This window comes from Neotabrizicola paludis (assembly GCF_044142105.1).
Taxonomy (GTDB): domain Bacteria; phylum Pseudomonadota; class Alphaproteobacteria; order Rhodobacterales; family Rhodobacteraceae; genus Pseudogemmobacter.
Genome location: NZ_JBGTYM010000002.1, coordinates 550,179 through 573,775 on the forward strand (window position 1 = coordinate 550,179; position 23,597 = coordinate 573,775).

29 protein-coding genes, 1 tRNA gene and 1 pseudogene are annotated in these 23,597 nt (G+C 65.1%); 20 read left to right on the forward strand and 11 right to left on the reverse strand.

Translation table 11 applies throughout. The annotated features are described in order from the left end of the window. Positions 1-2 precede the first annotated feature (2 nt). A complete protein-coding gene (locus ACED67_RS07800; protein WP_395541008.1) occupies positions 3-518 on the reverse strand; it encodes a hypothetical protein in 516 nt (171 codons plus the stop codon). Between the two features lie 167 nt (positions 519-685). Between ACED67_RS07800 and ACED67_RS07805 the strand changes: the two genes are divergently transcribed. Next, positions 686-1,561, forward strand: a complete 876-nt coding sequence (locus ACED67_RS07805; RefSeq protein ID WP_395541009.1) for a UbiA family prenyltransferase — start codon at positions 686-688, stop codon at positions 1,559-1,561. Here ACED67_RS07805 and ACED67_RS07810 read toward each other — a convergent pair. After that, positions 1,558-2,706, reverse strand: a complete 1,149-nt coding sequence (locus tag ACED67_RS07810) for a glycosyltransferase family 4 protein (RefSeq protein WP_395541010.1) — start codon at positions 2,704-2,706, stop codon at positions 1,558-1,560. The genes ACED67_RS07805 and ACED67_RS07810 overlap by 4 nt on opposite strands. 64 nt (positions 2,707-2,770) lie before the next feature. On the opposite strand from ACED67_RS07810, the gene ACED67_RS07815 reads away from it, so the two are divergent. The 10 genes from ACED67_RS07815 (at position 2,771) to ACED67_RS07860 (ending at position 10,193) form a co-directional block, all read left to right on the forward strand. Continuing rightward, positions 2,771-3,676, forward strand: a complete 906-nt coding sequence (locus tag ACED67_RS07815) for a class I SAM-dependent methyltransferase (protein WP_395541011.1) — start codon at positions 2,771-2,773, stop codon at positions 3,674-3,676. Beyond that, entirely contained in the window at positions 3,673-4,032 is a 360-nt protein-coding gene (locus ACED67_RS07820) for a winged helix-turn-helix domain-containing protein (protein WP_395541012.1), read from the forward strand. The genes ACED67_RS07815 and ACED67_RS07820 overlap by 4 nt, the downstream gene beginning before the upstream one ends. Positions 4,033-4,095: 63 nt before the next feature. Next, positions 4,096-4,872, forward strand: a complete 777-nt coding sequence (gene modA, locus ACED67_RS07825; protein ID WP_395541013.1) for a molybdate ABC transporter substrate-binding protein — start codon at positions 4,096-4,098, stop codon at positions 4,870-4,872. Between the two features lie 25 nt (positions 4,873-4,897). Next, entirely contained in the window at positions 4,898-5,596 is a 699-nt protein-coding gene (modB, locus tag ACED67_RS07830) for a molybdate ABC transporter permease subunit (protein ID WP_395541014.1), read from the forward strand. Further along, on the forward strand, positions 5,593-6,693 hold the full coding sequence (gene modC, locus ACED67_RS07835) for a molybdenum ABC transporter ATP-binding protein (protein WP_395541015.1): 1,101 nt from the start codon (positions 5,593-5,595) through the stop codon (positions 6,691-6,693). Before modB ends, modC begins: the two co-directional genes overlap by 4 nt. A 139-nt stretch (positions 6,694-6,832) precedes the next feature. Next, positions 6,833-7,528 (forward strand): SGNH/GDSL hydrolase family protein, encoded by a 696-nt coding sequence (locus tag ACED67_RS07840; RefSeq protein WP_395541016.1) that lies wholly within the window; start codon positions 6,833-6,835, stop codon positions 7,526-7,528. Between the two features lie 94 nt (positions 7,529-7,622). Beyond that, positions 7,623-7,880 carry a hypothetical protein gene (locus ACED67_RS07845; RefSeq protein ID WP_395541017.1) on the forward strand — a complete coding sequence of 86 codons (258 nt, stop codon included), beginning with the start codon at positions 7,623-7,625 and terminating at the stop codon, positions 7,878-7,880. Between the two features lies 1 nt (position 7,881). After that, entirely contained in the window at positions 7,882-8,568 is a 687-nt protein-coding gene (locus tag ACED67_RS07850; RefSeq protein WP_395541018.1) for a response regulator, read from the forward strand. Beyond that, positions 8,565-9,539 (forward strand): sensor histidine kinase, encoded by a 975-nt coding sequence (locus tag ACED67_RS07855; RefSeq protein WP_395541019.1) that lies wholly within the window; start codon positions 8,565-8,567, stop codon positions 9,537-9,539. The genes ACED67_RS07850 and ACED67_RS07855 overlap by 4 nt, the downstream gene beginning before the upstream one ends. 69 nt (positions 9,540-9,608) lie before the next feature. Then, positions 9,609-10,193 carry a YdeI/OmpD-associated family protein gene (locus tag ACED67_RS07860; protein ID WP_395541020.1) on the forward strand — a complete coding sequence of 195 codons (585 nt, stop codon included), beginning with the start codon at positions 9,609-9,611 and terminating at the stop codon, positions 10,191-10,193. A 64-nt stretch (positions 10,194-10,257) separates the two neighbouring features. Here the strand turns inward: ACED67_RS07860 and ACED67_RS07865 are convergent, their stop codons facing one another. Continuing rightward, complete coding sequence (locus tag ACED67_RS07865) at positions 10,258-10,644, reverse strand: winged helix-turn-helix transcriptional regulator (protein ID WP_395541021.1); 387 nt, start codon at positions 10,642-10,644, stop codon at positions 10,258-10,260. 107 nt (positions 10,645-10,751) lie between these two features. On the opposite strand from ACED67_RS07865, the gene ACED67_RS07870 reads away from it, so the two are divergent. From ACED67_RS07870 to ACED67_RS07905, 8 genes are all read left to right on the forward strand, one after another. Next, a complete protein-coding gene (locus ACED67_RS07870; protein WP_395541022.1) occupies positions 10,752-11,597 on the forward strand; it encodes an SDR family oxidoreductase in 846 nt (281 codons plus the stop codon). Positions 11,598-11,689: 92 nt separating this feature from the next. Beyond that, positions 11,690-12,100, forward strand: coding sequence for a ketosteroid isomerase-related protein (locus ACED67_RS07875; RefSeq protein ID WP_395541023.1), 411 nt, complete (start codon positions 11,690-11,692; stop codon positions 12,098-12,100). A gap of 14 nt (positions 12,101-12,114) precedes the next feature. Then, a complete protein-coding gene (locus ACED67_RS07880; RefSeq protein WP_395541151.1) occupies positions 12,115-12,696 on the forward strand; it encodes a GNAT family N-acetyltransferase in 582 nt (193 codons plus the stop codon). Positions 12,697-12,809: 113 nt separating this feature from the next. Further along, positions 12,810-13,028 (forward strand): translation initiation factor IF-1, encoded by a 219-nt coding sequence (gene infA / locus ACED67_RS07885; protein WP_045389309.1) that lies wholly within the window; start codon positions 12,810-12,812, stop codon positions 13,026-13,028. A gap of 9 nt (positions 13,029-13,037) precedes the next feature. Next, positions 13,038-13,613, forward strand: a complete 576-nt coding sequence (locus tag ACED67_RS07890) for a Maf family protein (protein ID WP_395541024.1) — start codon at positions 13,038-13,040, stop codon at positions 13,611-13,613. Then, positions 13,610-14,662, forward strand: a complete 1,053-nt coding sequence (locus tag ACED67_RS07895) for a ribonuclease E/G (RefSeq protein WP_395541025.1) — start codon at positions 13,610-13,612, stop codon at positions 14,660-14,662. Before ACED67_RS07890 ends, ACED67_RS07895 begins: the two co-directional genes overlap by 4 nt. Then, positions 14,659-14,829, forward strand: a complete 171-nt coding sequence (locus ACED67_RS07900) for a DNA gyrase inhibitor YacG (RefSeq protein ID WP_395541026.1) — start codon at positions 14,659-14,661, stop codon at positions 14,827-14,829. The genes ACED67_RS07895 and ACED67_RS07900 overlap by 4 nt, the downstream gene beginning before the upstream one ends. A 59-nt stretch (positions 14,830-14,888) precedes the next feature. Next, positions 14,889-14,964 (forward strand) — tRNA-Phe (locus tag ACED67_RS07905). Between the two features lie 157 nt (positions 14,965-15,121). Here the strand turns inward: ACED67_RS07905 and ACED67_RS07910 are convergent. The 6 genes and pseudogenes from ACED67_RS07910 to ACED67_RS07935 form a co-directional block, all read right to left on the reverse strand. Continuing rightward, a pseudogene (locus ACED67_RS07910) lies at positions 15,122-15,589 on the reverse strand (integrase core domain-containing protein); the annotation flags it as partial. A gap of 32 nt (positions 15,590-15,621) precedes the next feature. Beyond that, positions 15,622-16,794, reverse strand: a complete 1,173-nt coding sequence (locus ACED67_RS07915; RefSeq protein WP_395541027.1) for a DNA cytosine methyltransferase — start codon at positions 16,792-16,794, stop codon at positions 15,622-15,624. Then, positions 16,791-17,201, reverse strand: coding sequence for a very short patch repair endonuclease (locus ACED67_RS07920; RefSeq protein ID WP_395541028.1), 411 nt, complete (start codon positions 17,199-17,201; stop codon positions 16,791-16,793). The genes ACED67_RS07915 and ACED67_RS07920 overlap by 4 nt, the downstream gene beginning before the upstream one ends. Positions 17,202-17,264: 63 nt before the next feature. Next, the gene (locus ACED67_RS07925; protein ID WP_395541029.1) at positions 17,265-17,786 is read right to left on the reverse strand and encodes a hypothetical protein; all 522 of its coding nucleotides are present in this window, start codon (positions 17,784-17,786) and stop codon (positions 17,265-17,267) included. After that, positions 17,783-19,456, reverse strand: a complete 1,674-nt coding sequence (locus ACED67_RS07930) for a DEAD/DEAH box helicase family protein (RefSeq protein ID WP_395541030.1) — start codon at positions 19,454-19,456, stop codon at positions 17,783-17,785. The genes ACED67_RS07925 and ACED67_RS07930 overlap by 4 nt, the downstream gene beginning before the upstream one ends. Beyond that, positions 19,453-21,849: an ATP-binding protein gene (locus ACED67_RS07935; protein WP_395541031.1), complete on the reverse strand. Its 2,397-nt coding sequence runs from the start codon at positions 21,847-21,849 to the stop codon at positions 19,453-19,455. Before ACED67_RS07935 ends, ACED67_RS07930 begins: the two co-directional genes overlap by 4 nt. A 94-nt stretch (positions 21,850-21,943) precedes the next feature. Between ACED67_RS07935 and ACED67_RS07940 the strand changes: the two genes are divergently transcribed. Beyond that, a complete protein-coding gene (locus ACED67_RS07940) occupies positions 21,944-22,642 on the forward strand; it encodes a hypothetical protein (RefSeq protein WP_395541032.1) in 699 nt (232 codons plus the stop codon). Here ACED67_RS07940 and ACED67_RS07945 read toward each other — a convergent pair. After that, positions 22,597-23,034, reverse strand: coding sequence for an RES family NAD+ phosphorylase (locus ACED67_RS07945; RefSeq protein ID WP_395541033.1), 438 nt, complete (start codon positions 23,032-23,034; stop codon positions 22,597-22,599). The two genes, ACED67_RS07940 and ACED67_RS07945, sit on opposite strands and share 46 nt — an antisense overlap. Before the next feature lie 350 nt (positions 23,035-23,384). Continuing rightward, entirely contained in the window at positions 23,385-23,582 is a 198-nt protein-coding gene (locus ACED67_RS07950) for a hypothetical protein (protein WP_395541034.1), read from the reverse strand. Between the last annotated feature and the right edge of the window lie 15 nt (positions 23,583-23,597).

Here is a 23,597-nt window from a genome sequence, read left to right on the forward strand (position 1 = left end):
CATCACATGAAGCATTTGCGCGGGGAACGGTTGCTGGTGGCGGGGCTGGTCGCGGCCTCGGGGTTCCTGGTTTCCGGCAAACCGGCAGCAGCGCAGGGCATGTGTACGCCGGGTGACATTGTCTGTTGCATGATGAACCCGGCGGATCCGGGCTGTTTTGCCGTGCCGACGCCGACGATCTTCATCCCCACGCCCCCGTTGCCAACGATCTTCATCCCGACGCCGTTCATCCCCACGCCCCCGTTGCCGACGATTTTCATCCCCACGAGCACGCCGACACCCACGCCCACGGCGGCTCCGACAGCGACGCCCACGCCTACGCCCACGGCGGCTCCGACAGCGACGCCGACGCCCACGCCCACGGCGGCTCCGACAGCGACGCCGACACCCACGCCCACGGCAGCTCCGACAACAACGCCGACGCCCACGCCCACGGCGGCTCCGACAACAACGCCCACGCCCACCGAAGCGCCTTCGCCGACCGCGACCGTCGCTCCGACGACCCTTCCCACTGCCACGGCGACCCCGGCCGATGTGCCTCTGGTGCCCGGCAGCCCGGGGGGCGGCAATCCGATGCTCTTGTCGATCTCGCTGGCCGCCGCGGCGCTGGTGGCGCTGATGCTCTGGGCGCGGCGCAAGGGCGGCCAGGCCTGAGGCCCGGCCCGCTCTGCACAGGTCACCTGTGGTGAGCCCGTCCGACCTGCCGCCCTGGCTGCGCCTGATGCGACCCGGGCAATGGCCGAAGAACCTGCTTGTCGCCTTGCCTTGCCTGGCCGCACATCGGCTTGAGCCTGCGGTTCTGGTCCAGACGCTGGGCGCTTTCGTCGCGCTGTGCCTCGCCTCCTCGGCCATCTACGCCCTGAATGACGCGCAGGATGCCGCGCATGACCGGTTGCATCCGCGCAAGGCCCTGCGCCCGGTCGCGGCGGGGCTGGTCTCGCCCGCGGCAGCCACAGGGCTTGCCTCAGGGCTGGCCATGGCGGCGCTGGCTGTGGCCGCGATGCTGGGGCGCGGGCTTGTTGCAGGCGTTGCGCTGTATCTGCTGCTGGCCATCGGCTACGCGATGGTGTTGAAGCGCCGGGCGGTGGCCGATCTGACGGTGCTGGCGCTGCTTTACACGCTGCGCGTGGTGGCAGGAGGGCTTGCGACCGGCATCACGCCTTCGGCCTGGCTTCTGGCCTTCTGCCTGCTCTTTTTCTTTGCGCTGGCGGCGCTGAAGCGCCAGGCCGAGCTTTTGGCGCGCAACGGGTCGGGTCCCCTGCCGGGCCGCCCCTATGGGGCGGGTGATCTGGCTGCCCTTGCCGGCATGGCGATCGGGGCAGGGCATGCCGCGGTGGTTGTCCTGGTCCTTTATCTGCAAAGCGCCGAAGTCCGGCAGGCCTATGTCTGGGACGCGCCGCTCTGGGGCGTCTGCCTGATCGTCCTTTACTGGATCAACCGGGCGGTGCTGCTGACGGGACGGGGCCGGATCGGCGACGATCCGGTGGCCTTCGCGCTGCGGGATGGGGTGACCTGGGCCTGTCTGGCGCTGATCGGCGGGCTTGCCGTGGTCGCGGCCTAGGTTTTCACAAGATCAAGATAGGGCGCGCAGGTGGTCTGGGGACCGAAAAGCGCGCGCAATTCGGCGGGCGATACCCGGCGCGGCGGGCCGTCGCGCAGGATGCGAAGCATGGCCTCCCGCAGCGCCTCGGGCGTCGCGGGTGAGAAGAGGCAGCCCATGCCGGTCTGGCGGATCGGTTCCGCCATGCCGGGACGGTCGGTCGCCACGCAGGGCACGCCCGCCGCCATCGCCTCGACCTGCACCAGACCGAAGCTTTCCAGCCGGTCGGTGGAGGGCAGGACATGGAGATCGATCTGGGGGTAAAGTGCGGCCAGTTCAGCGGGGGTCCTGGGGCCGAGATGGCGGATGCGCCCCCCGGATTGGCCCGCACGGGCAAGCACCGCTTTCCAGTCATCCTCGCCGATGATGTCTTCGGCGGGGCCGATCAGGTCCAGCACGACCGGGCGGCCAAGCGCCTCCTGCAGCCCGTCGAAGGCTGTCAGGAGCAGGTCGAGGTTTTTCTGCCGCGCCAGCCGCCCAACATAGGCGATGCGGAGGGGCTGGCCAGGGTTGCGCGGCGGCGGGGCCGGGCGGTCGGCCAGGAACAGGGCCGGGATGGGCGGCGGGGCGAAGGCGAGCTTGCGGCGGAAGAGGCGGCAGAAGGTGGATTGCGCGGCATAATCCGCCGAGACGACCTGGATGCGATGGGCCAGCGCGCCCGCCACAAGATGCGGCAGCGCGGCCACGGCGCGCATCAGCCGCGCGCCCGGCGTGGCGGTGGACATCGCGCAGGCATAGGACAGGATGACTTTTCGACCCATCAGCCGCGCCAGGATCGCCACCAGCGCCGCGTCGGCATTGGGCAGGTGAATGCCGACAAGGCCCGCGCCGCGCATGCCCCGCATCACTGTTGCGGCATAGAAGGGCATCAGGGGCGCCTTGCCGATCCGCGCCAGAACGCCCGCCCGCAAGACCCGTACGCCATCGACCATTTCGTCGCGCAGGGCGCCGTTGGGACGCGAGGTCGCAACGGTGACGGGATGTCCTGCCTCGCCCAGCACGCGGGCCAGTTCGGCGGCGGAGATCGTCAGCCCCGAGACATTGGGCAGATAGTAGCTTAGCGCCAGCAGGACGCCCTGACGGTCCTTCGCCTTTCCGCTGCCCATCGCTTCCCGCTTTTCCCTACCGCCCGCCTGCGGCAGACTAAAGCACAGGGGCGCGCGAGGCTCCATGCCAATGCCGGAGTGCCGCGCCGCCATGCGCACCGATCTGTTCGACCGTTTCTACCCGGATGAGCCCGATCCGGCCTATCGCCGCCGTGCGGGCTGGATATTGGGCGAATTGGCGCAGGCGCTGCCCCAAGGCGGCAGGGTGCTGGATGCGGGTTGCGGGCAGGGGTTCTATTTTCCGCTTTATGCCGCCCTGGGCCTGAGCGCCGTGGGGATCGAGAGCGACCCGGGTCCCCTTGCGGCCGCCCGCGCCACCGCCGCCCGGACGGGTGCAGAGCTTGTCGAGGCGCAGGTGCAAAAACTGCCCTTCGCCGATGCCAGTTTCGATGCCGTCGTGCTGTCGGAAGTGCTGGAGCATCTGTCCGATGCCGCCCCCGCGCTGGCCGAAGCGGCGCGCGTCTTGCGGCCCGGCGGGCTGGTGCTGGTCACCGTGCCCCATGCCGATTATCCGCTGGCCTGGGATCCGGTGAACTGGGTCCTCGAGGCGCTGCGCCTGCGCCCGGTGCGGCGGGGCATTCTGGCGGGCATCTGGGCCAATCACGAACGGCTTTACACGCCGGATCTGCTGGCGGCCCAGGTGGCGGCGGCGGGGTTCCGGGCCGGTCCGGTGCTGCATATGACCCGCGCCTGCCTGCCTTTCGTGCACAATCTGGTCTATGGCCTTGGCCGGACATTGCTGGAGGGCGGGCTTTTGCCGAAACGCTGGCTGGCGCCGGGCCTGCGCGGAGCACCCGATGCGGGCCGGCCCGGGCGCGCGGCCACGCTTAACCCGGTGCGGCTGATGACCGGGCTCATCCGGTGGGCCGACCGGCGCAACCCGGATTTCGCGCATTCCGGCCCCTCGCAGAACCTTTGCCTTGCCGCGCGCTTGCCAGAGGCGGGAGCAGGGGGCAGGGTGCAGCCATGACCGAATTGAAACTTCGCATCCTTTTCGATGGTGCCATGCTGGGGCCGGGCAAGGCGCGGCTTCTGGACCTGATCCGCGAGACCGGCTCGATCTCGGCCGCAGGGCGCGGCATGGCGATGAGCTACAAGCGCGCCTGGTCGCTGGTCGAGGAGATGAACGCCGCCTTCCGCGCGCCGCTGGTATCCAGCGCAAGGGGCGGGCCGGGCGGAGGCGGCGCGCAGCTGACCGAGGCGGGTGCGCGCGTCCTGGCACTGTACCAAGCGGCGCTGGACGAGGCGGCGGCCGCGGCGGCCCCGCATGTTGCGGCGCTGGAGGCATTGCTTGCGCCGAAAGTCGATATGTCCGGCGGAAAATAGCGCTTGCGGATGGATGGCTTGCTGGGTGATATGTTCTGCGAAACATATCCCCTGTGAGGTACCATGCTGCTGCCGTCGATCCGTTCTTTGCGTCTGACCCTTGCCTTGCCTCTGGCGCTTGCCCTTGGCGGCGCGGCCCAAGCGGAAGAAGTGGTGGTCTTCGCCGCCGCTTCGATGAAGACCGCGCTGGACCAACTTGCCGCTGACTTCCAAGCCGAGACCGGCAATACGGTCACGATTTCCTATGCCGGATCGAATGCGCTGGCCAAGCAGATCATCGAGGGCGCGCCCGCGGATATCTTCGTTTCGGCGGCGGTGAACTGGATGGACGAGGTCGAAAAGGCGGGGCTCGCTGTCGATGGCACCCGCAAGGACCTGTTCGGCAATACGCTGGTGCTGATCGCCCATGGCAAGGATGCCCCGCCGGTGAGCTTGGGCAAGGACACCGATCTGGCCGGGCTCCTGGCGGGCGGCAAGCTGTCGATGGCTTTGGTCGATTCCGTGCCGGCCGGGCAATATGGCAAGGCGGCGCTGGAAAGCCTGGGCTTGTGGTCGGGCATCGAGGCCGATGTCGCCCAATCCGACAATGTCCGCGCCGCGCTGGCGCTGGTGTCGACGGGCGAGGCGCCCTATGGCATCGTCTATGCGACCGATGCGGTGGCCGATGACAATGTGACCGTCGTGGCCACCTTCCCCGAAGACAGCCACAAGCCCATCCTTTATCCGGGCGCGCTGCTGACCGGCGCGGCGGATGACGCGGACAAGGCCTTCTATGAGGCATTGTCGGGCGACAAGGCGGATGCCATCTTCGCGGCGCAGGGCTTCAAGATCCTGAACTGACCCGCTGCAAGGACCGAAGGCCCGGATGACGGATTGGCTGACACCCGAGGAATGGCGCGCGGTGGCCCTGAGCCTGCGCGTGTCCTTCTGGGCCGTGCTGGTCAGCCTGCCTCTGGGCGTGCTGGTCGCCTATGCGCTGGCCCGCTGGGACTTCTGGGGCAAGCAGGTCCTGAACGGGCTTGTGCACCTGCCGCTGATCCTGCCGCCAGTGGTGACGGGCTATCTGCTTCTGCTGACCTTTGGCCGCAAGGGCTGGGTCGGCAGCTATCTTGACCAGTGGTTCGGGCTGGTCTTCGCCTTCCGCTGGACTGGGGCCGCGCTGGCGGCGGGGGTGATGGCCTTTCCGCTGATGGTGCGGGCGATCCGCCTTGCCATCGAGGCGGTGGACCCGAAGCTCGAGCAGGCGGCGGGGACGCTGGGCGCGCCGCGCCCGTTCGTCTTTCTGACCGTCACCCTACCGATGATCCTGCCGGGGATTCTGGCGGGCGTGATCCTGGCCTTCGCCAAGGCGATGGGAGAGTTCGGCGCCACGATCACCTTCGTGTCGAACATCCCCGGCCAGACCCAGACCCTGCCTTCGGCGATCTATGCCGTGTTGCAGGTGCCGGGGGGCGAGACACAGGCGGCGCGGCTGGTGCTGGTCGCGGTGGCCATCGCGATGGCGGCGCTTCTCCTGTCGGAATGGGTCAGCCGGGCCGTGGCGCGGCGGATTTCCGGCGCATGAGCGGCCTTGGCCCCCTTTCGGTCGCGCTGCGACACCGCTTTGCGGGCTTCGCGCTCGACCTGGCGTTCGACGCGCCGCCGGGCGTGACGGCGCTGTTCGGGCGGTCGGGCTCTGGCAAGACTACGGTGGTCAACGCGGTCGCGGGCCTGTTCCGCCCGCAAGCGGCGCGGATCACGCTGGGCGACGCGGTGCTGTGCGATACGGATGCTGGGGTCTTTTTGCCGCCGTATCGCCGCCGCATCGGCTATGTCTTTCAGGATGCCCGGCTTTTTCCGCATCTGACCGTGCAGCAGAACCTGCTGTACGGCCGCTTCTTCGCGCAGAAAGGCGCAGGCCCGGATCTGGCCGCCATCACCGATCTTCTGGGCCTCGGCGCGCTTTTGAACCGCCGCCCCGGCGCGCTGTCGGGGGGCGAGAAATCGCGGGTGGCGCTGGGCCGGGCAATCCTGTCGCGGCCCCGGATGCTGTTGATGGACGAGCCGCTGGCGGCGCTGGACGAGGCGCGCAAGGCCGAGATCCTGCCCTATCTGGAACGGCTGCGCGACCAGCTTGGCTTGCCGATTCTTTACGTCAGCCATGCCGCCGCCGAAGTGGCGCGGCTGGCGACGACGGTGGTACTGGTCGAGGCGGGCCGGGTGACGGCGGTCGGCCCGGTGGAACAGGTCTTTGCCGACACGGCCACCGCGCCCGCGCTTGGGCTGCGCGAGGCCGGGGCCGTGATTGTGGCACGGGTGGCGGCGCAGGAAGAAGACGGGTTGACCCGGTTGGAATCGCCCGCCGGGCCCCTGTTCCTGCCACGCGTCGCGGCGCCGGTGGGCAGCGAGCTGCGGCTGCGGATTCTGGCGCAGGATGTCATGCTGGCGCTGGACCGCCCGGCGGGGATCTCGGCGCTGAACCTGCTGCCGGTGCAGGTGCAGGAGATCCGCATGGGCGAGGGGCCGGGAGCGCTGGTGCGGCTGGATGCCGGAGGCAGCGCGATTCTGGCGCGCGTCACCCGCCGGTCGGTCACGGCGCTGGGGCTGCGGCCTGGGCAGGCGGTCTGGGCCGTGCTGAAGGCGGTTTCCGTGGCGCAAGAGAATGTCGGAGGCGCAGGCTAGGCCCGCCTTCGATATGGGGCGAGAACGCAGCGTTTCCGCGCCGACGCGCAATCTGGCGGCGAATCCCTTGTTGACCCGCAGGCTTACGGGCAGGATCGGTGCACGGGCGGGGGCCCGCTGCCGGAATGTGTTCACCTTGTTGCACCGACTGTTCTTGATCCTGTCGCTGGCGCTTCTTGCCGCCTGCGGCGAAGCCGTTCCGCAGGGCGATGCCTCGTCGCGCATCCTGCTTCTGGGCGATTCCATGATGGCCTGGAATCGCACCTCTGGCCGGTCCGTCGGGCAGGTGCTGGAGGCGGGGACGGGCGAAGATGTCGTCGATCGTTCGGTCATCGGCGCGCGCTATTTCTGGCCCTTGCCGGTGACGGGCGCCGCCGGAATGCGGCTGACTGCTCAGTATCGCGATGGCGACTGGGACTGGGTGGTGCTGAATGGCGGTGGCAATGACCTTTTGTTCGGCTGCGCCTGCAGCCTGTGCAAAGGCACGGTCAACCGGCTGATCTCGGAAGACGGTCGCTCGGGCGCCATCCCCGCCTTCGTCAAGTCGATGCGCGACAAGGGCGCGCGGGTGCTTTATGTGGGCTATCTGCGGAATCCCGGCCTGCAGAGCCCGGTCAAGGGCTGCGGGCCTGCGGCCAATGACCTTGACGCGCGGCTCGCCAGACTGGACGCGCTGGATCCTGGTTTCGTCTTCGTGCCGATTGCGGATCTGGTGCCCTATCGAGACAGGTCCTATCACGACTTCGATCTGGTCCACCCTTCGCCCAAGGGCAGCCGCGAGATCGCGCTGCGCATCCTGCAACGGCTTTATGCCGAAGAAGGCAAGCCGGGCTGATCAAGGTCTTCTGCACGTCTTCTGCACGTCTTGCCTTGCGGCCCTGCACTGGCGGCGGGGCAAGCTCCTGTCAGGCACAACAGGAGAAGATGCCATGACGAGCAGGACTTGCCGCGACAGCGAATTCTGGCTGGCCGAAGACCCCGGCGCCTTGCCATCGCCGCCACAGGGGCGCGACGGGCATGGGGTTATTCTTTGCCTGCTGCTTTCGCTTGTACTGATGGGCGGGCTGGTGCTGGTGCAGGGGGTGCGCCTGGTGCTGCCGGAACTGGGCCGGATCGAAGAGGCGTTCACCTTGGACGCCGGGGCGGCTATCTTGCCGCCGGAACAAGGCCGCACGGGAGGACCCTGAGATGGCGATCCTGATCGTCGATGACGACCCTCGCCTGCGCGATCTGGTGCGGCTGGCGCTGGAGCGCGCCGGTCTAACCACGCTGACCGCCGCCGATGGCCGCAGCGCGCTGATCCATGCGGCGCGCGAAGCGCCCGAGATGATCGTCCTGGATGTGGGCCTGCCCGATATCGACGGGTTCGAGGTCTGCCGCCGCATCCGCGCCACATCGGATGTGCCGATCCTGTTCCTGACCGCGCGGGATGACGAGATCGACCGCATCCTCGGGCTGGAGCTGGGCGCAGATGACTATGTGACCAAGCCTTTCTCGCCGCGCGAGCTGTCGGCGCGCGTCAAGGCGATCCTCAAGCGCAGCGGCGCGGCGGCACCGGGCGGCCGTCCGCTGGCCCATGGCGCCATCCGGCTGGACCCGGCGGCGCGGGCCTGCCGGGTGGGGGTGGCGGATGTGGCGCTGACCGGGACTGAATTCCGCATTCTTGAGCTGCTTCTGGCGCAGCCTGCCCGACTTCTGCCGCGCCTGCGGCTGATCGAGTCGATCTGGGGCGCGGGCAGCCCGGTTTCCGACCGCACGCTGGACAGCCATCTGCGCAACCTGCGCGCCAAGCTTACGGTGGCGGGCGCGCCCGAGGCGATCGAGACCCTGCATGGGCAGGGCCTGCGGCTGAGCCCGGCTCTGGCGGCGGAATGAGCGGGCGGCGCTGGCGGCCCTCGCTGGCTTTCGTGTTGGGCGGGGCCCTGTGCGGCACGCTCGCCCTGTCGCTGGCAGGGCTGCTGGTGTTGCGCACGCTGGGGCCCGATCTGGGTCGCCGCGAGACGGCGCTGGTGCTGGCCCTGCTGATCCTGGGCGCGACGGGCCTCCTGGGCTGGCTGCTGTTGCGGTTGCTGCTGCGTCCGATCCGCGCGCTAGAGGCCTATGCGATAGCGGCACAGGGCGCGGCGGCGCCGCTGCCGCCCGAGCATTTCGGCACGCGGGAGACGCATCGCACGGCGCAGGCGGTGGTGGCCATGGCGACGGCGCTGCGCGACCGCGAGGCGGGCTTGCGCGCCTATTCCGACCATGTGACCCATGAGCTGAAGACCCCGGTTTCGGCGATCGTCGCGGCGGTCGAGATGCTGGAGGATGGCCCGTCGCGCGGGGCAGAAGAAACCGCGCTTCTCCAAGGACTTGCCGGGGCCGCACGGCAGATCGAGGGCCAGCTTTCGGCTCTGCGGGATGCCGCCCGGGCACGCGAGACGCGCTATTTCGGCACGACCACCCTGGCCGCGCTGGTGGCCAGGCTGCGCGAAGATCACCCCGCCCTGATGATCCGTCTGGCGGGGGAAACTCTGGTCTTGCCAATGTCTTCCGAAGGTATGGCAATCGTCTTGCATCATCTGGCGCAGAATGCGCAGGAGGCCGGGGCGAAAATGCTGGTCCTGACTGCCCAGACGGGCGCGGACGGGGCGGTCCTGGACGTGCAGGATGACGGGCCGGGCATACCGGCGGCGTTGGCCGCGCGGATCTTTGAGCCCTTCTTCACGACAAGGCGGGACGAGGGCGGCACAGGCATGGGGCTGACGATCCTGTCAAACCTGCTCGCGGCGCATGGCGCGACGGTGGAGGGCGTTCCCGCGCCGCGGGGCGCGCATCTGCGGCTGCAATTCGCCGCCGCCGGCTAGGTGGCGAAAGCTGCGCTGGACTTGGCCCGCCAGTGGCGCAGGATGCCCGGACAGCGCAGGGGGAGCAGAATGGAAGACGCCAAGGTCGCGGCCTGGTTTGCCAAGGCCGATCCGCATGACGGTGCGCTGGGCGCGCTGCGGGAACTGGTTCTGGGCGCGGGCCTGGAGGAGCGGTTCAAATGGCGCTCGCCCTGCTATTGCCTGGCGGATGGCAATGTCGCGACGCTGTGGTCCTTCACGGACCGTGCCGCCATCGGCTTTTTCAAGGGCACGCTTCTGCCCGATCCGCAGGGGCTGCTGCAGGCTCCGGGTGAGAATTCGCGGGCGATGCGGGTGCTGAACTTCACCGATGCGGCGCAGGTGAAGGCCGCGGCCCCGGCGATCCGCGGCTTTCTTGATGCAGCCATCCTGGCCGAGACGCGCGGCGAGGCGGTGGATTTCTCGCAAGGCCAGGCGATCGCGGCACCGGACGAATTGACCGATGCGCTGGATGGAGATCCGGCGCTGGCGACCGCTTGGGCCGGGCTGACGCCGGGCCGCCAGCGCGGCTGGCTGGTGCACATCACGGGCGCGAAACAGGCCACCACGCGCAAGGCGCGCATCGCCAAGGCCGCGCCGCGAATCCTTGCGGGCAAGGGGCCGAACGACCGATAGATGTTATGTCTCGTCAGGCAGGCCGGGCCTTTCCTGTCCGAAGACGCTCCGTCACAGCGCGCCGCTAGGCCGCCGCGCGCGGGGCCAGGATGCGGGGCAGGTGCTGCTCGACGAAGCGCACCAGCGCCACGACATGATCCGCCGCTTCTGCGCCCAGAGGCGTCAGACTGTATTCGACATGCGGTGGCACCACGGGCAGGGCCACACGCAGGACGAAACCGTCGGCTTCCAGCTCTTGCAGGGTCTGCGCCAGCATCCTTTCGCTGATGCCCGCCACGCGCCGCCGCAGGGCGGAAAAACGGTGCGGCCCGGTCGTCAGCGCCAGCATGACCAGCGTGCCCCAGCGGCTGGTCAGATGTTGCAGCACCGGGCGCGAGGGGCAATCGGCGGCAAGGACATTGCCATGCTCCCATTTCGCGATCAGCGCCTGTGCGTCGGATGCCGTGGTCATGTGCGGCCCTGCCATATACTTACAAAAACGTGCGTACTTCTTTTTCGTAAGTAATCATGCGAGTCAAGACCCATCGCATGACCCCGCTGGGGAAGAGGAGAAAGACCATGACGACGATTGCCGTGACCGGGGCCACCGGACAACTGGGCCGCCTTGCCATTGCCGCGCTCAAGGCGCGCGGCGCCGCCCCCATCGCGCTGGCGCGTGACCCGGCCAAGGCCGCGGATCTGGGCGTTGAAGTTCGGGCCTTTGATTATTTCAGGGCTGATGCGGCGGCGTTGAAGGGGGTCGATGTTCTTGTCCTGATCTCGACCAATGACTTCAACGACCGTGTCGGCCAGCATCGCCGGGTGATCGCGGCGGCGAAGGCGGCCGGCGTCAAGCGGGTGGTCTATACCTCGATCCTGCGCGCCGACAGTTCGGCGATGAAGGCGCTGGCCAGTGACCATGCGGCCACGGAAGAGGCGCTGAAGGCCGCGGGTCTGACGAGCACGCTGCTGCGCAACGGCTGGTATACCGAGAACTACACGGGTGCGCTGGGCGCGGCGATTGCGCATGGCGCTGTGATCGGTGCCGCGGGCGAGGGCAAGATTTCCTCGGCGGCGCGCAAGGATTATGCCGAGGCCATCGCGGTGACCGCGCTGGGCGAGGGGCATGACAACAGGGTCTACGAGCTTGCGGGCGATACGGCCCATACCGGGGCGGAATTTGCCGCGGCGGTTGCGGCGGCTTCGGGCAAGCCGGTGGCCTATGTGAACCTGTCGGAAGCCGACTATGCCAAGGCGCTGGAAGGGTTCGGTCTGCCGGCCGGGTTCGCGGCCACGCTTGCGGAATGCGACTATCAGTCGGGCCATGGCGCGCTGTTCGATGACAGCCACACCCTCAGCCGCCTGATCGGACGCCCCACCACGCCGATGGCCGAAACCGTTGCCGCGGCGGTCAAGGCGCTCTGATCGGTCGCAAATCCGTCTGATATGGTCCCCTGCCGCCTTGGCGGGGGGCCGCTGTTCGGGCTAGTCAGGGGATGGAAGAGATGGAGACCCCGATGAGCCGCGACACCACCCTTGCCCTGATCCAGCGCTATTACGATGCTTTCAATGCCGGCGATGCCGCGGGCATGCTGGCTTGCGTGACCGATGATGTCGAGCATCGGGTGAACGAAGGCGCGCATCGCATTGGCCGCGAGAAATTTGCCGAATTCTGCGGCCATATGGGCGTGAGCTATCGCGAACAGCTCAAGGACATGGTGATCTTTGCCAATGATGCGGGCGACCGGGCGGCGGCAGAGTTTGTCGTCCATGGCACCTATCTGCAAACCGATCCCGGCCTGCCCGAAGCCAAGGGACAGACCTATATCCTGCCCGCCGGCGGGTTTTTCGACGTGAAGGGCGGCAAGATCGCGCGCATCACCACCTTCTACAACCTGAACGACTGGATCGCGCAGGTTTCCAAGTGAGCGCGCCGGGCGATGTGACCGTCCGTGCCCTGACCGGCGCCGCGCTTGAGGCGGCGCTGGACGGCGTGGCCGCGCTGCGCATCGCCGTCTTCCGCGACTGGCCCTATCTGTATGACGGCTCGCTTGAATATGAGCGGACCTATCTTCAGACCTACCGCGACAGTCCCGGCGCGCTGCTGGTCGGCGCTTTCGACGGCGACCGGCTGATCGGCGCCTCGACCGCGACGCCGATGGAGGACCATGCCGAGGCCTTTGCCGAACCGCTGGCGCGGATCGGCCTGCCGGTCGAGAGCATCTATTACGGCGCGGAATCGGTCTTGCTGCCCGCCTATCGCGGCCGTGGCCTGGGTCATCGCTTCTTCGATCTGCGCGAAGCCCATGCCCGCGCGCTTGGCCGGAGCCATGTCGCCTTCTGTTCGGTCAAGCGGCCCGAGGATCACCCGTTGCGCCCGGCCTATGCGCGCACCAATGACGCGTTCTGGCGCAAGCGGGGCTATGCGCCGCTGCCGGGCGTCATGGCCGAGTTTAGCTGGCGCGATCTGGGCGACAGCGTCGAAACGGCGAAGCCGCTGCAATTCTGGATGCGCGCGCTCTGACCGGGCAGAGACGGGATCGGTCAGATTCCGCTTGAATATCCGCCGCAGCGGGCGCATATGCCCGGCCACAAGGCCTGCGGCTCCCGCGGGCCCAACCCCTTTTCGGAGTGACCATGGCCAAGGAAGACATTCTCGAATTCCCCGGTGTCGTGAAGGAACTCTTGCCGAACGCGACATTCAAGGTCGAACTCGACAATGGCCATGAACTGATCGCGACGATGGCAGGCAAGATGCGCAAGAATCGCATCCGTGTTCTGGCGGGCGACAAGGTGCAGGTGGAGATGACCCCCTATGACCTGTCCAAGGGCCGCATCAACTATCGCTTCAAGTAAGGCCCAGCCTTGCGACTGATCCTTGGCAGCGCCAGCCCGCGCCGCAAAGAGCTCTTGGCGCAGATGGGCCTGGTGCCCGATGCGATCCTGCCCCCCGACATCGACGAGGATCCCCGCAAGGGCGAATTGCCGCGCCCCTATGCGGCCCGTCTGGCGCGCGAGAAGGCGCTGGCGGTCGCGGCGGATGCCGATGACATCATCCTTTGCGCCGACACGACCGTGGCCCTGGGCCGCCGCATCCTGGGCAAGCCTGCCGATGCCGCCGAGGCGGCCGCGTTCCTGACCCTGCTGGGGGGGCGGCGGCATGAGGTGATCACCGCTGTCGCCGTGCGCCGGGGCGACCGCATCTGGGCGCGCGAAAGCGTAAGCACGGTCAAGATGAAGCGCCTGTCGGATGTCGAGCTGAACACCTATCTCGCCAGCGGCGAATGGCAGGGCAAGGCGGGCGGCTATGGCATCCAGGGCCTGGCCGGAGCCTTCATCCCTTGGATTTCTGGCACATTCTCGGGCATCATGGGCCTGCCGGTGGCGGAAACCGCGCAGCTTTTGGCCGCGGCGGGTTATCCGGTCTGGAGGCAGGCATGAAAGGCCGCGTGCTGGTGCTGGACCATCTTGACGGGCGCGAGATCGCGGCCCTGATGGTCGATGGGCATCTGGAAGAGCTGGCGCTGGACCCGGCCGGGGACGAGCCGCTTCCCGGCGCCATCTACCGCGCCGTCGCCGACCGTCCGATGAAAGGGCAGGGCGGCCTTTTCGTGTCGCTGCCCGGCGGGCTGTCGGGTTTTCTGCGCCAGGTCTCGGGCATTTCGCCCGGCCAGCGCCTGCTGGTGCAGGTGACCGGCCCCGCCGAGCCGGGCAAGGCGCTGCCGGTGACCACGCGGCTTCTGTTCAAGTCGCGCTTCGCCATCGTCACCCCCGGCGCGCCCGGCCTGAACATCAGCCGCCGCATCCGCGACGAGGCTGCGCGCGACGCGCTGGAAGGCCTTGCCAGCGCCGGAATGGCCGGGGCGGACGAGGGCCTGGGCCTGATCCTGCGTTCGGCCTGTCTGGGCGCGGATGAGGACGACATCGCCGCCGACATCGCCCAGATGCGCGATCTGGCCGAGGCGATGCTGGGCGATCTTCAGGGCGGGCCGGAACTTCTGCTCGACGGTCCCGGCGCCCATGACCTGGCCCTGCGGGACTGGACCGACCCCGAACCTGACGAAGTGGCCGAGGGGGAGGGCGCCCTGGCGGACCATGGCGTCCACGAGGCGCTGGATGCGCTTCTGGCGCCGCGCGTCGAGCTGCCCGGTGGCGGGCATATGTGGCTGGAGCCCACGCGCGCGCTGGTCGCGGTGGATGTGAACACGGGCCCCGACACCTCGCCCGCGGCGGCGCTGAAGGCCAATGTCGCGGCCGCCCGCGACCTGCCGCGCCAGTTGCGGTTGCGCGGCCTGGGCGGGCAGGTCGTGGTGGATTTCGCCCCGATCCCGAAGAAGGAGCGGCACATCCTGGACCAGGTGATCAAGGCCGCCTTCAAATCCGAGGGCGAGGCGCATCTTGCCGGATGGACGCCGCTGGGCCTTTACGAGCTGACCCGCCGCCGCGACCGCCTGCCGCTGGCGGGCCTTTTGCCGGGGGCGGGGCGATGAGCTGCCCGATCTGCGGCAAGGAAACCGTGCAGGCCTATCGCCCCTTCTGCTCGCGCCGCTGCGCCGATGTGGACCTCGCGCGCTGGCTGGGCGGCGGCTATGCCATTCCGGGCGATGCCGAGAAAGACCCGGTCGATCCGCAGCAATCGGAAAAGCCTCGCCAATAGCGTCGCTTTCCCTCTGGACAGCCCCCCGCAGCTTGAGTATCACCCGCCCACCAAACGGTGCCCAGATAGCTCAGTTGGTAGAGCAGCGGATTGAAAATCCGCGTGTCGCTGGTTCGATTCCGGCTCTGGGCACCACTTAATCTCCTGAAATCGCTGGATATTTTGCGCGAGTTGGCCTGCCACTTCCGAAGCTTCATCGCGTGCTGGGTATCACTGGGGTATCAATGACTTCGGATGGCGATTGAGTAGCCGAACGAGTCAGTCGCGCTGAGCCTGACCTGCCACTGGTTTATCATCCAGCCACGACCGGAGTCCTGTGGTCATTTACGCCTGTCGGCGCGGTTTGAGCAATCGCCCGGCGCGCGGAACTCTCATCGTGTGCAGCGGGTCGGGCGATTGCGTTGGTCAGGTGCAGGGCGAAGCCTGCGGGGGTCTGGTAGCCAAGGGCCGAATGGGGCCGCGTGGTGTTGTAGTCCGTGACCCAGGCGGTGATCAGATGGCGGGCATGGGCCAGGTTGCGGAACAGGGTCTCGTTCAGGAACTCGTCCCGCATCCGGCCGTTGAAGCTCTCCACAAAGCCATTCTGCATGGGCTTGCCGGGCGCGATGTAATGCCATGCGAACTTGTGCTCGGCGCACCACCTCAGGATCGCGTTCGAGGTCAGTTCCGTGCCGTTGTCCGACACGATCATCCCGGGCCTGCCGCGACGTTCGATCAGCGCGGTCAGTTCCCGGGCCACGCGACGGCCCGAGATCGAGGTGGCTTGGTCGTCGGATCCTTGGGATCAGGCGCTCAACTCACTGCGGCGGCCAACAGTCGGCCTCGAACACCGGACGCGACGATGCGCGCCAGCTGGCATGGAACAGCATTTCCCAGCTGCCGCATCGTTTCGGACCATGCGCCGTGGAACACCATGTCATCAGGGAAGGTCTGAAGACGCGCGCTTTCGCGTACAGTGAAATAGCGCACCGAGCCATCTGCGCGGCGCAGCATGTTTTCCCCTCCTGGAACGCCGTGGACACCCGCCTTCAGCGTTTTTGCGGGCTCGTCCAAGGGACTTCCGGTGTGTCCCTTGTAAGAACGAGCCCCAGGCTGGAAACGATGATCATGGAAGCCCTGCGCTGTCCCGGGCGACAACTCGGGATCTGGAAGATCAGAGATCGCATCGCGAACCGTTAGCCAAGGCTTATCGATCGGTCTTTCGCTGAGCTTCATCGCGCGTGACTTGGCCGCGTTATCGACAGGTCTATGCTTGCGAGCGACACGATGCAAATCCCAATAGACGTCGTCACGCCATTGGGACCAGAGGAGCGCATCGCGGGAGTAGGCAGGATTCGGGAAATGCCACTCAATTCCAGTATCTGCTCGGAAGCCAACAAGAAAAATGCGCTCGCGACGTTGAGGCACACCATAGTTGGCTGCATTCAGAACCCTCATGACGACCCGATAGTGCAATCCCCGCACGTTGCCTTTCGTATGGTGTTCTTCCAGCCGCGCCAAGTGCGCAAGCCACTCCTCTTCTTGCTTGGCGACGAGGTCTGGATAGGTGAGCTGAAGGCGGATGTATTCTAGGTAATTGGCGAAGCTGCTGCGCGTCAGACCCTTCACGTTCTCGAAGATGAACGCCCGAGGTTGGAGTTCACGAACCGCGCGGATCGCCTGAGGAAACATGTCTCGACTGTCCAAGAACGCCCGATGGCGTCCGCCCATTGAAAATGGCTGGCACGGCGGGCCGCCAGTAACCAAGTCGACGGTGCCGTTGATTTTGCCGAAATCGAACTGGCGCACGTCGCCTTCGTGGATCGGCCAGTGCGCGATCGGATCAAGGCCTCGTTCCCTGTTTTCGCGGAGGGTGTCGCAAGCCCAGCGGTCCCAGTCCATCACGGCGGCAGGCCGGAAGCCTGCTTGGCTGACGCCGATCCCCAGTCCGCCAGCTCCCACGAACAGCTCGACAGACCTCATCATCCCAGGAACTCCTTGATCCTCGCCATTAGGTCCTCGCGGTGCTTGGTCTCGCACTCCCAAATCACCAGCGTGCTCCAACCCAGTGCCGCAAGCGAAGCGAGATTCCGCTCGTCGCGTTTTCTGTTCGTTTCCAGCTTCGGACCCCAAAAGTCCAGCTTCGATTTCGGGAGCCTGGCCAGGGGGCATTTTGGATCAAGGTGCTTGTGCCAGAAGCAACCGTTCACTTGGATCACCTTCATGCGCGACGGGAAGATCAGGTCGGGGGTGCCGGGAAGGTCGCGACGATGTAGCCTGAAGCGATATCCCATGCTGTGTGCGAGGCAACGAACCAGCAGCTCAGGCTTGGTGTCGCGCCCTCGCACCCTTTTCATCCGTTCGCTTCGCTGTGCCGGGTTCAACGTGTCCATGTGCCACCATAGCCCGAAACCTACGAAATCTGACGGGTTTCCGATGTCCGGGGCGGACACCTGCTAATCCAACCAAATCAGCTTCTTAAGGCCGAGTTTATTGGCGGCGCTTTCCACGACCGCGCGTTCGGAACGGTCACTGAACCTGGACGCGGATTCGGTCAGTACGGCAGAGAATGCCTCTCCTTCGCCAAATGCCCGCTCGTGAAGGGCCATCAACGTTGCCTTCCACTCGGATGCCCTGCTCCACGCAATTTGGCGACCATCGGAGAGAAGGCAACCGTGTGGCTTGATATAAGTCACCGCGATGGTCGCGTCCTCGCCGATCCCAAGCACCTTGAGGATCTTCCCTGGATCTGCGGAAGCCTCCATTGCGTAGGATTTCAGCAGTGTGTCCTTAATGTAGACGCGAACTTTCCGCGGGTCCATGTACTGCCCGAGCTTTCCCCCGATGCATTCCGTCTCGGTCCACACGGAATAGTACCGCGACTTGTCCGAGGCGGTGAGTGCCGACCAACTGAGCCGATCGGCCTCCTGCCACAGGAGTTCTTTCACTTCGCGGCGAATGCTTGGAGGGACGCTCATTCAACACTACCTGGCATGGGGGGAGACGGGAATTCAAATTTTGGGATCTCAAGCTGCGCATCCCCCTCCCGCAAGATCAGATCCGCTTGGTCTTTCATCCATTCCAGCATGAAGCTGCCGGCTGAAGCATCGCGAAAATTGATGAGATTGTGACCCAGAGGGAGTCGCTCGATCGGGCCCGTAGCCGCCTTCTCAAGCTCGATCACTTCCGCGACACGCCGCAGGTCCGTGACGAAATCCATGACAATGACTTTGTCTTTTTCTTTGCCCAAGCGAAGCCCACGGCCAAGTTGCTGGACGAAGATCCGTCGGCTATGGGTCGCACGCATGAACACGACGAGGTCGACATCGGGGACGTCGACACCTTCGTTGAACAAGTCGACACTTGCCAGGATGTCGACGTCACCACGCCGAAACATGGCCATGAGCCGGTCTCGCTCACGCGCTTCCTGTCGTGAAGAGATTGCCTCAGCGCGCAAGCCGTATCCGCGCAACGTTCCCGCAAAGCTTTCCGCGTGGTCGACCGTAGGTGAAAACACAATCCCGCTGCGCCGCCTCTCGCCGCGGAAGACCTCGGCGATGTGACGGGCCGCCTCTTCGTCACGGGTCGGGATCAGGAGCTTCCTGTTCAGCTGGTTCAGGGAATAATTGTGCGCGGAGATCTCCTGGACAAAGCCCCAGTCGACATTGTCGGCCAACAGGCGGTAGTCGACCTCACTCAGATGTTTTTCCCTCAAGCCGTCAGAAATTCCGAGACGAACAAGCGGCTTGCCCAATATTTCGTCGATATCAAAACCATCACCCCTCCAAGGGGTGGCTGTAGCTCCGCCAACCATGGGTGGCTTGAGTGCGTCGATCGCGCGCTGGAAGCTCGACGATCCGATGTGATGGGCTTCGTCGACGAGTACCAGTCCGAAGCTCGGCAAATCATCGATGCGGCCGATGATGCTTTGCACGGTCGCGAACGTGATTCCGTCATAGAATGACGGTGTCTCGTCGCCCGAAAGAAGGTGCGTTGGAAGCCACTTTGGCAGTTGATGCCAGAAGCCGGCCTGAAGCTGTCGAATTAGCTCTCTCTTGTCCGCCAGGACGAGAACCCTGTTGTCGCGGATGAGGCCATCGCGATACAGGTCCGCTACGACCTCGGCCATGACAACGGTCTTTCCAAGACCCGTCGCAAGTACGACTTGAGCTCGGCCCGTATCGGTGAGGCCTTCCCGGAACTTCTCTACGGCATGCTGTTGGTAGGCACGGAGTTCCCGTCTCGAGTTCGGGTACTCGGGGACTTCCCTCGCAAACGCTGCCAGCCGGGCCGGATCCAACAACTCAACGTTTATGCCGATGCGGCTAAACCGGTCGATCTCCGTTTGCACCCCCGCGCCCACGGCTCTCGAAGTCGCGATGAGCATGCGATCCGCCGAATAGTATGTGCCTGCGTCGACGACTTCCTGGACCGCATACTTGGTCGGTGGAGAGGTGGTGGTGTGCTTGCACTGCACAACCCAAGTCTGGTTGTTCTTCACTCCAACGACATCGGCGCCTTTGTCGCCGGTACCACCAACGACACGCACGTCGTCGAAGCCAGCATGCATCAAGAGCCGAGCAACGTCGCGCTCGAAGGCTTGCCACGGCCCGCGCAAGAGTCGCCTGTCGTCGAGAAAGCAGTTCATAGCGCCAACTCGACGTCTGGCTTCAGTAGCTCGAGGGACATCACCGCTCTTATTATTTCTGCGCGAGAACTGGAGGAGAGATCGCTGACGTCCTGCTTTGTAAGCCAAATCGCGTCGTCGATCAGGGCCAAATACCGAGCAAGTACGCTGTAGCGCGCCTCATCGGTGATCTGCGGATCGCCGTAGTCGAGATCCGCGTAGGGCGCGTCCCATAGCTTTCCTTCAAAGCAAAGGTCGGGTCGTTTCTCGACGACCATTCGGATCACCTCCAACGGCCCGGACATCAGGAAATTGCCGTTCCCAGTCGCCTCCGAAGGCATGATCTTCTTCGCCGCCAGCGCCCGCATCACCGCGTTCTGGACTTGGAGGCCCAACTCGTTGAATAGCGAAGGCCGTTCCGCCTCAGGGCAGGCAGAAATGATGCCGCGGGCGACATCCGCCAAGACGGACCCCGCAGCGCTTGGCAGGGTTTTTAGGTCGAGGGCTGTTTCTAGGCCATATGATGCCCGGAAGTCGGCGAATATCTGCACGAAGCCGGGGTCTTGGGTGGTGTTTCGAATTTGATCGGCCGTCATGTGCGCCAGGTGCGCGAGCAAAGCGTCCAGCGGGGTCAGGGTAATCGAGTCGAAGGCCGGGTGCCGTGGATTGAAGAGGAAGTGATAGGTCTTCGTTGGAATGTCGCCCAATGGCATAGACCAAGGCGAACCGGCGGGCAGTTCGGGGTCCTTGTTCTCCACTTCGTAGGCAATGACGTTCCACTTCATGCCCGTTCCGACATGATGATATCTGCGGCTCAGCGCTGGGGCCTCCGTCCTGGACGTGGGAGCTGGAGGCAAAGGTGCGACTGCGGGCGCGATCGACTTGATTGAAGGCGCGCCTGCGGTCGATGCCCCGCCGAGCAGGCCAACCGGAAGTTGCACGCCAGTTCCACCAACCGTCGGGGTGGTGCTTTGGCCGCCGCCGCTGCCTGAGCCATACAGCAGCTCGCGGTCGGCGGCTTCCACCAGCTCGTACCACTTTGTGTCATCCTGATAATCAGGGTTACCTTCGTGGAATGACGCCGCCATCTCCGACGCGCGGGCGTTATCCTTCACGATCAGGATTCGGCCATAGGCTCCGGCGGCTTTAGACTGAGGGCTCGTGCGCCGAAACGCCTTGAAGAGCGCGAAAAGCGGGGACTCGTTGGTCCCGAACCCCAGATCTTTTGCTTTCTCGGGGCGAAGAGGGCCTTCCCCTCGAATGACGTGGTGCATTTCATTCCATGTCGGATCCGCCCGGTCAAAGCGATCCTTGGCATAGCTCACACGGCAGTGGTCGATATGGATCTCGCCGACGATGCGTCCACGGTTCCTCTGATCGTCAATCGGATATTCGGTTTCCTCGCTTTCGTCATCACTCCAGATAAAGAGATCCTTGTTGGCAATTTCTATCTTCCGCCCATTTCGAATGAAATCGATCCCAAATTCCGACTGATCGAGGTAACGCTGAATCCCAATCCAACCGGTAACTCGGCGCTCGCGTTTTACCACGGTATCGGTGCTTGCGCAGTTTGGGCAGGGTTCGCTGGACTGCGCATCAACCAGCCAACTCATGCAGTTGATGCAGTACCAACGGTCCGCGAGCGCGTGATCAATCCTGATCACCGCAGGAACCTCTGTCCCGCCTGGACCTGGGACCACCCGGTCCGCGTTCCAGACGCAATGCCGTCTCCCCTCGACACGCTTGTTGTTGATGAACAAGTCGAAACTGATCGGCAGACCGTTTGGGCGAAGCATTGATGAGTATGCCTGCGCCAGGCGCTTTCTGATGGAGGTCTGGTTGGCGCTCTTGGCGAGCCACTTTCGCTGCTCTGGCTTCAGTTGCTTGATGGTGATTTCTGTACCGTGCTGGTCGGACTCTGCTTTCGGGCGACGAAGGTGTGGCGTCCGAAAATGCCGTTGTTGCCGTAGCTTGTCGAAATCGACCAGGAGGCCGTGCCATTCCGGCTCTCCCTTTCTAGTTGTCCAAACCTCGGTGACAGAGCCTAGCCGAGCAGTGGCGATGTTGAACCCCATGCCGAAAAGACCGAGGCTGTCGATAGGGTTGTTGCCCGACCAGCCAGCACGAACCGCATGTTCAAGTGTTTCCGGTGACATGCCGGGGCCATTGTCGATGATCCGGACCGCCGCGCTTGGCGAATCGGCGTTCGGCAGGTGAACGTCCACCTTAGCGCCCGTTATCGAGCCTCCCGAGCGGCTGACTTTCAGGAACCCGTCGACCGCGTTGTCCACGAGTTCGGCCACACAACGCCATTGATCGATGTTGATTTCGCCGAGCATCGGCAAAACACGGGGATCAGGCTCTAGGTTGAAGTCGTTCGCTACGCGCTGTTCGTTCGATTCCACGCTCGCCATGTGGACGGTCCCTTACTAATCTACAGTTATCAATGGCCTGCTTGGGCACGATATGGAGGGCCCCGGTAGAAAACAAGCAAGGGATCAACACTCGATGGCGAGTTCGATGGGACCGGTGCCACCCGCGCTCGAGGAGTTCTTCAACCGAGTCCGACCCGTCGTCGATGACGCTATCAGCAAGTTGGCGGCGGCGGAGTTTCGTGAAGATCCCATTGCAGGTCGCAAGTATTCTCGGGCGACATCGATCGTGAGCTCCGCCTACAAACGGCATGGTGCAATCCTGCAGCGGGCCCTGCTCGAGCGCCTCAAGGACTGCCCGCGACTGCGGGTCTGGACCGAGGACGAGTTCAAGCTTTCGCATGAGTCCCTTCGGCAAGTTCGAATCGCCGAACGTCTCGAATCGTTGCTAGATGCGAGGCTGCCGTATGGCGACCGTGAACGCATCGTGCGTGCTGATGTCTTGGTCTTTGATGAAGAGGATCGCACGCTAAAGGCCTATAATGTCAAGCGCGGTAATGGTTCCTATGACGCCGGCAAGAAACGAACTATTCACGAAGAACTCGTTCGTACACAGATGCTTTTAAATGATTATGGCCGAAAGTTGGGGCTTCCAGTAGAATCAGAAAAGGTTCACATCGTCTTCTACTATGGTCTTATGTCCTTGCCGCCGCCGCTAGCGATTCCGGGAGATGCCCTGGACAGCCATTTCCGTTATCCGCTACGAGAAGCAATTGAATGCGTTAATGCTTATTTTGTTTCAAAGCTAATGCAGCTCATCGAAGTTGAGGCATGAAAGGCGCCAAGCGCTCTGGTAACCTCCATGACCTCGCCGCTGTCCAGCTGCTTGACGAAATTAACTGCCGCTCCGTTCCAGTGATAGGCGAAATGCGCGCCTTTGGTGGGGATGGGGATCACGTCGGGCCAGAAGATGGCGATGTAGTGGCCCTCGGGGATGCGGATGCTGGGCCAGGTGATGCCGTTTGACCCCGCCGCACGCCTCTCGGCCCCGAAGACCTGGGAGGCGCGATAGTCGCAAGGATCCAGTAGGTCCGCTCGGCCGGTGGCGTCGTCTAAATTGGCATCGATGGCACCTATCAGTTCGCGGAACTGCGACGTCCAGCCGGGTGCCTCGTTCGTCGCGCGCATGAAGCGTGCGCGGTGATGGATGGTTTCGGCGATGGCCACCTCGGTGCGGTCGCCCGCATGGAGAGGCCGAAGCTGCCGTCTGAGAACCGCCCTGGCCGCAAGGGCGAGCAGTGGACGAAGGGCGCCATGACCCAACTTGCACCCGGCCCGGTTGACCTGCCGCGTCTGGCCGCAATGGTTGGGAAAGCTCTCCGGGCGTCGATTGGCCGTCGGGACTTCCCCGGCTCGGTCGGATGTGTGTCTGCTTCCCAGCGTTGCTGCAGCTGCCACGCCGCACCGCCCTCAGGCGGCTCTCGCCCTGCGCTGACCGAGGTAGGGTCTTGCGTCGCGCTACGTTGTCCGCGCAAACATGCTTGCGGCTTGAGCCATGCCGTATTGAGGTCAGACTGCTAGCTGGCAAGCACCCTCCGTGCTTCGTCGAGCTCTGTGGAGCCCGCCACCCACTGCCAGGCGTCCTTGGATTTTCGTCCTTCAATCAATTGCTGATGTTCCCCCGAAACTGAAGCCGCCCGGAGACGCTGCCGCGCCTTGCGGGGGTTCAGCTTCAACTCGTCGCAGAGGGCCTTGAGGGTCACAATCTCGGTCATGCTGATCTCCTATGT

What these genes read in the sequence shown, in the direction of transcription:
- ACED67_RS07865 (WP_395541021.1), bottom strand. Translation starts at nt 10,644, where the DNA reads ATGACCACGGCATCCGACGCACAGGCGCTGATCGCGAAATGGGAGCAT.
- ACED67_RS07820 (WP_395541012.1), top strand. Translation starts at nt 3,673, where the DNA reads ATGACCGAATTGAAACTTCGCATCCTTTTCGATGGTGCCATGCTGGGG.
- infA (WP_045389309.1), top strand. Translation starts at nt 12,810, where the DNA reads ATGGCCAAGGAAGACATTCTCGAATTCCCCGGTGTCGTGAAGGAACTC.
- ACED67_RS07930 (WP_395541030.1), bottom strand. Translation starts at nt 19,456, where the DNA reads ATGAACTGCTTTCTCGACGACAGGCGACTCTTGCGCGGGCCGTGGCAA.
- ACED67_RS07855 (WP_395541019.1), top strand. Translation starts at nt 8,565, where the DNA reads ATGAGCGGGCGGCGCTGGCGGCCCTCGCTGGCTTTCGTGTTGGGCGGG.
- ACED67_RS07915 (WP_395541027.1), bottom strand. Translation starts at nt 16,794, where the DNA reads ATGATGAGGTCTGTCGAGCTGTTCGTGGGAGCTGGCGGACTGGGGATC.
- ACED67_RS07920 (WP_395541028.1), bottom strand. Translation starts at nt 17,201, where the DNA reads ATGGACACGTTGAACCCGGCACAGCGAAGCGAACGGATGAAAAGGGTG.
- ACED67_RS07940 (WP_395541032.1), top strand. Translation starts at nt 21,944, where the DNA reads ATGGCGAGTTCGATGGGACCGGTGCCACCCGCGCTCGAGGAGTTCTTC.
- ACED67_RS07845 (WP_395541017.1), top strand. Translation starts at nt 7,623, where the DNA reads ATGACGAGCAGGACTTGCCGCGACAGCGAATTCTGGCTGGCCGAAGAC.
- ACED67_RS07935 (WP_395541031.1), bottom strand. Translation starts at nt 21,849, where the DNA reads ATGGCGAGCGTGGAATCGAACGAACAGCGCGTAGCGAACGACTTCAAC.
- ACED67_RS07860 (WP_395541020.1), top strand. Translation starts at nt 9,609, where the DNA reads ATGGAAGACGCCAAGGTCGCGGCCTGGTTTGCCAAGGCCGATCCGCAT.
- ACED67_RS07810 (WP_395541010.1), bottom strand. Translation starts at nt 2,706, where the DNA reads ATGGGCAGCGGAAAGGCGAAGGACCGTCAGGGCGTCCTGCTGGCGCTA.
- ACED67_RS07895 (WP_395541025.1), top strand. Translation starts at nt 13,610, where the DNA reads ATGAAAGGCCGCGTGCTGGTGCTGGACCATCTTGACGGGCGCGAGATC.
- ACED67_RS07875 (WP_395541023.1), top strand. Translation starts at nt 11,690, where the DNA reads ATGAGCCGCGACACCACCCTTGCCCTGATCCAGCGCTATTACGATGCT.
- ACED67_RS07850 (WP_395541018.1), top strand. Translation starts at nt 7,882, where the DNA reads ATGGCGATCCTGATCGTCGATGACGACCCTCGCCTGCGCGATCTGGTG.
- ACED67_RS07950 (WP_395541034.1), bottom strand. Translation starts at nt 23,582, where the DNA reads ATGACCGAGATTGTGACCCTCAAGGCCCTCTGCGACGAGTTGAAGCTG.
- modC (WP_395541015.1), top strand. Translation starts at nt 5,593, where the DNA reads ATGAGCGGCCTTGGCCCCCTTTCGGTCGCGCTGCGACACCGCTTTGCG.
- ACED67_RS07815 (WP_395541011.1), top strand. Translation starts at nt 2,771, where the DNA reads ATGCCAATGCCGGAGTGCCGCGCCGCCATGCGCACCGATCTGTTCGAC.
- ACED67_RS07870 (WP_395541022.1), top strand. Translation starts at nt 10,752, where the DNA reads ATGACGACGATTGCCGTGACCGGGGCCACCGGACAACTGGGCCGCCTT.
- ACED67_RS07925 (WP_395541029.1), bottom strand. Translation starts at nt 17,786, where the DNA reads ATGAGCGTCCCTCCAAGCATTCGCCGCGAAGTGAAAGAACTCCTGTGG.
- modA (WP_395541013.1), top strand. Translation starts at nt 4,096, where the DNA reads ATGCTGCTGCCGTCGATCCGTTCTTTGCGTCTGACCCTTGCCTTGCCT.
- ACED67_RS07900 (WP_395541026.1), top strand. Translation starts at nt 14,659, where the DNA reads ATGAGCTGCCCGATCTGCGGCAAGGAAACCGTGCAGGCCTATCGCCCC.
- modB (WP_395541014.1), top strand. Translation starts at nt 4,898, where the DNA reads ATGACGGATTGGCTGACACCCGAGGAATGGCGCGCGGTGGCCCTGAGC.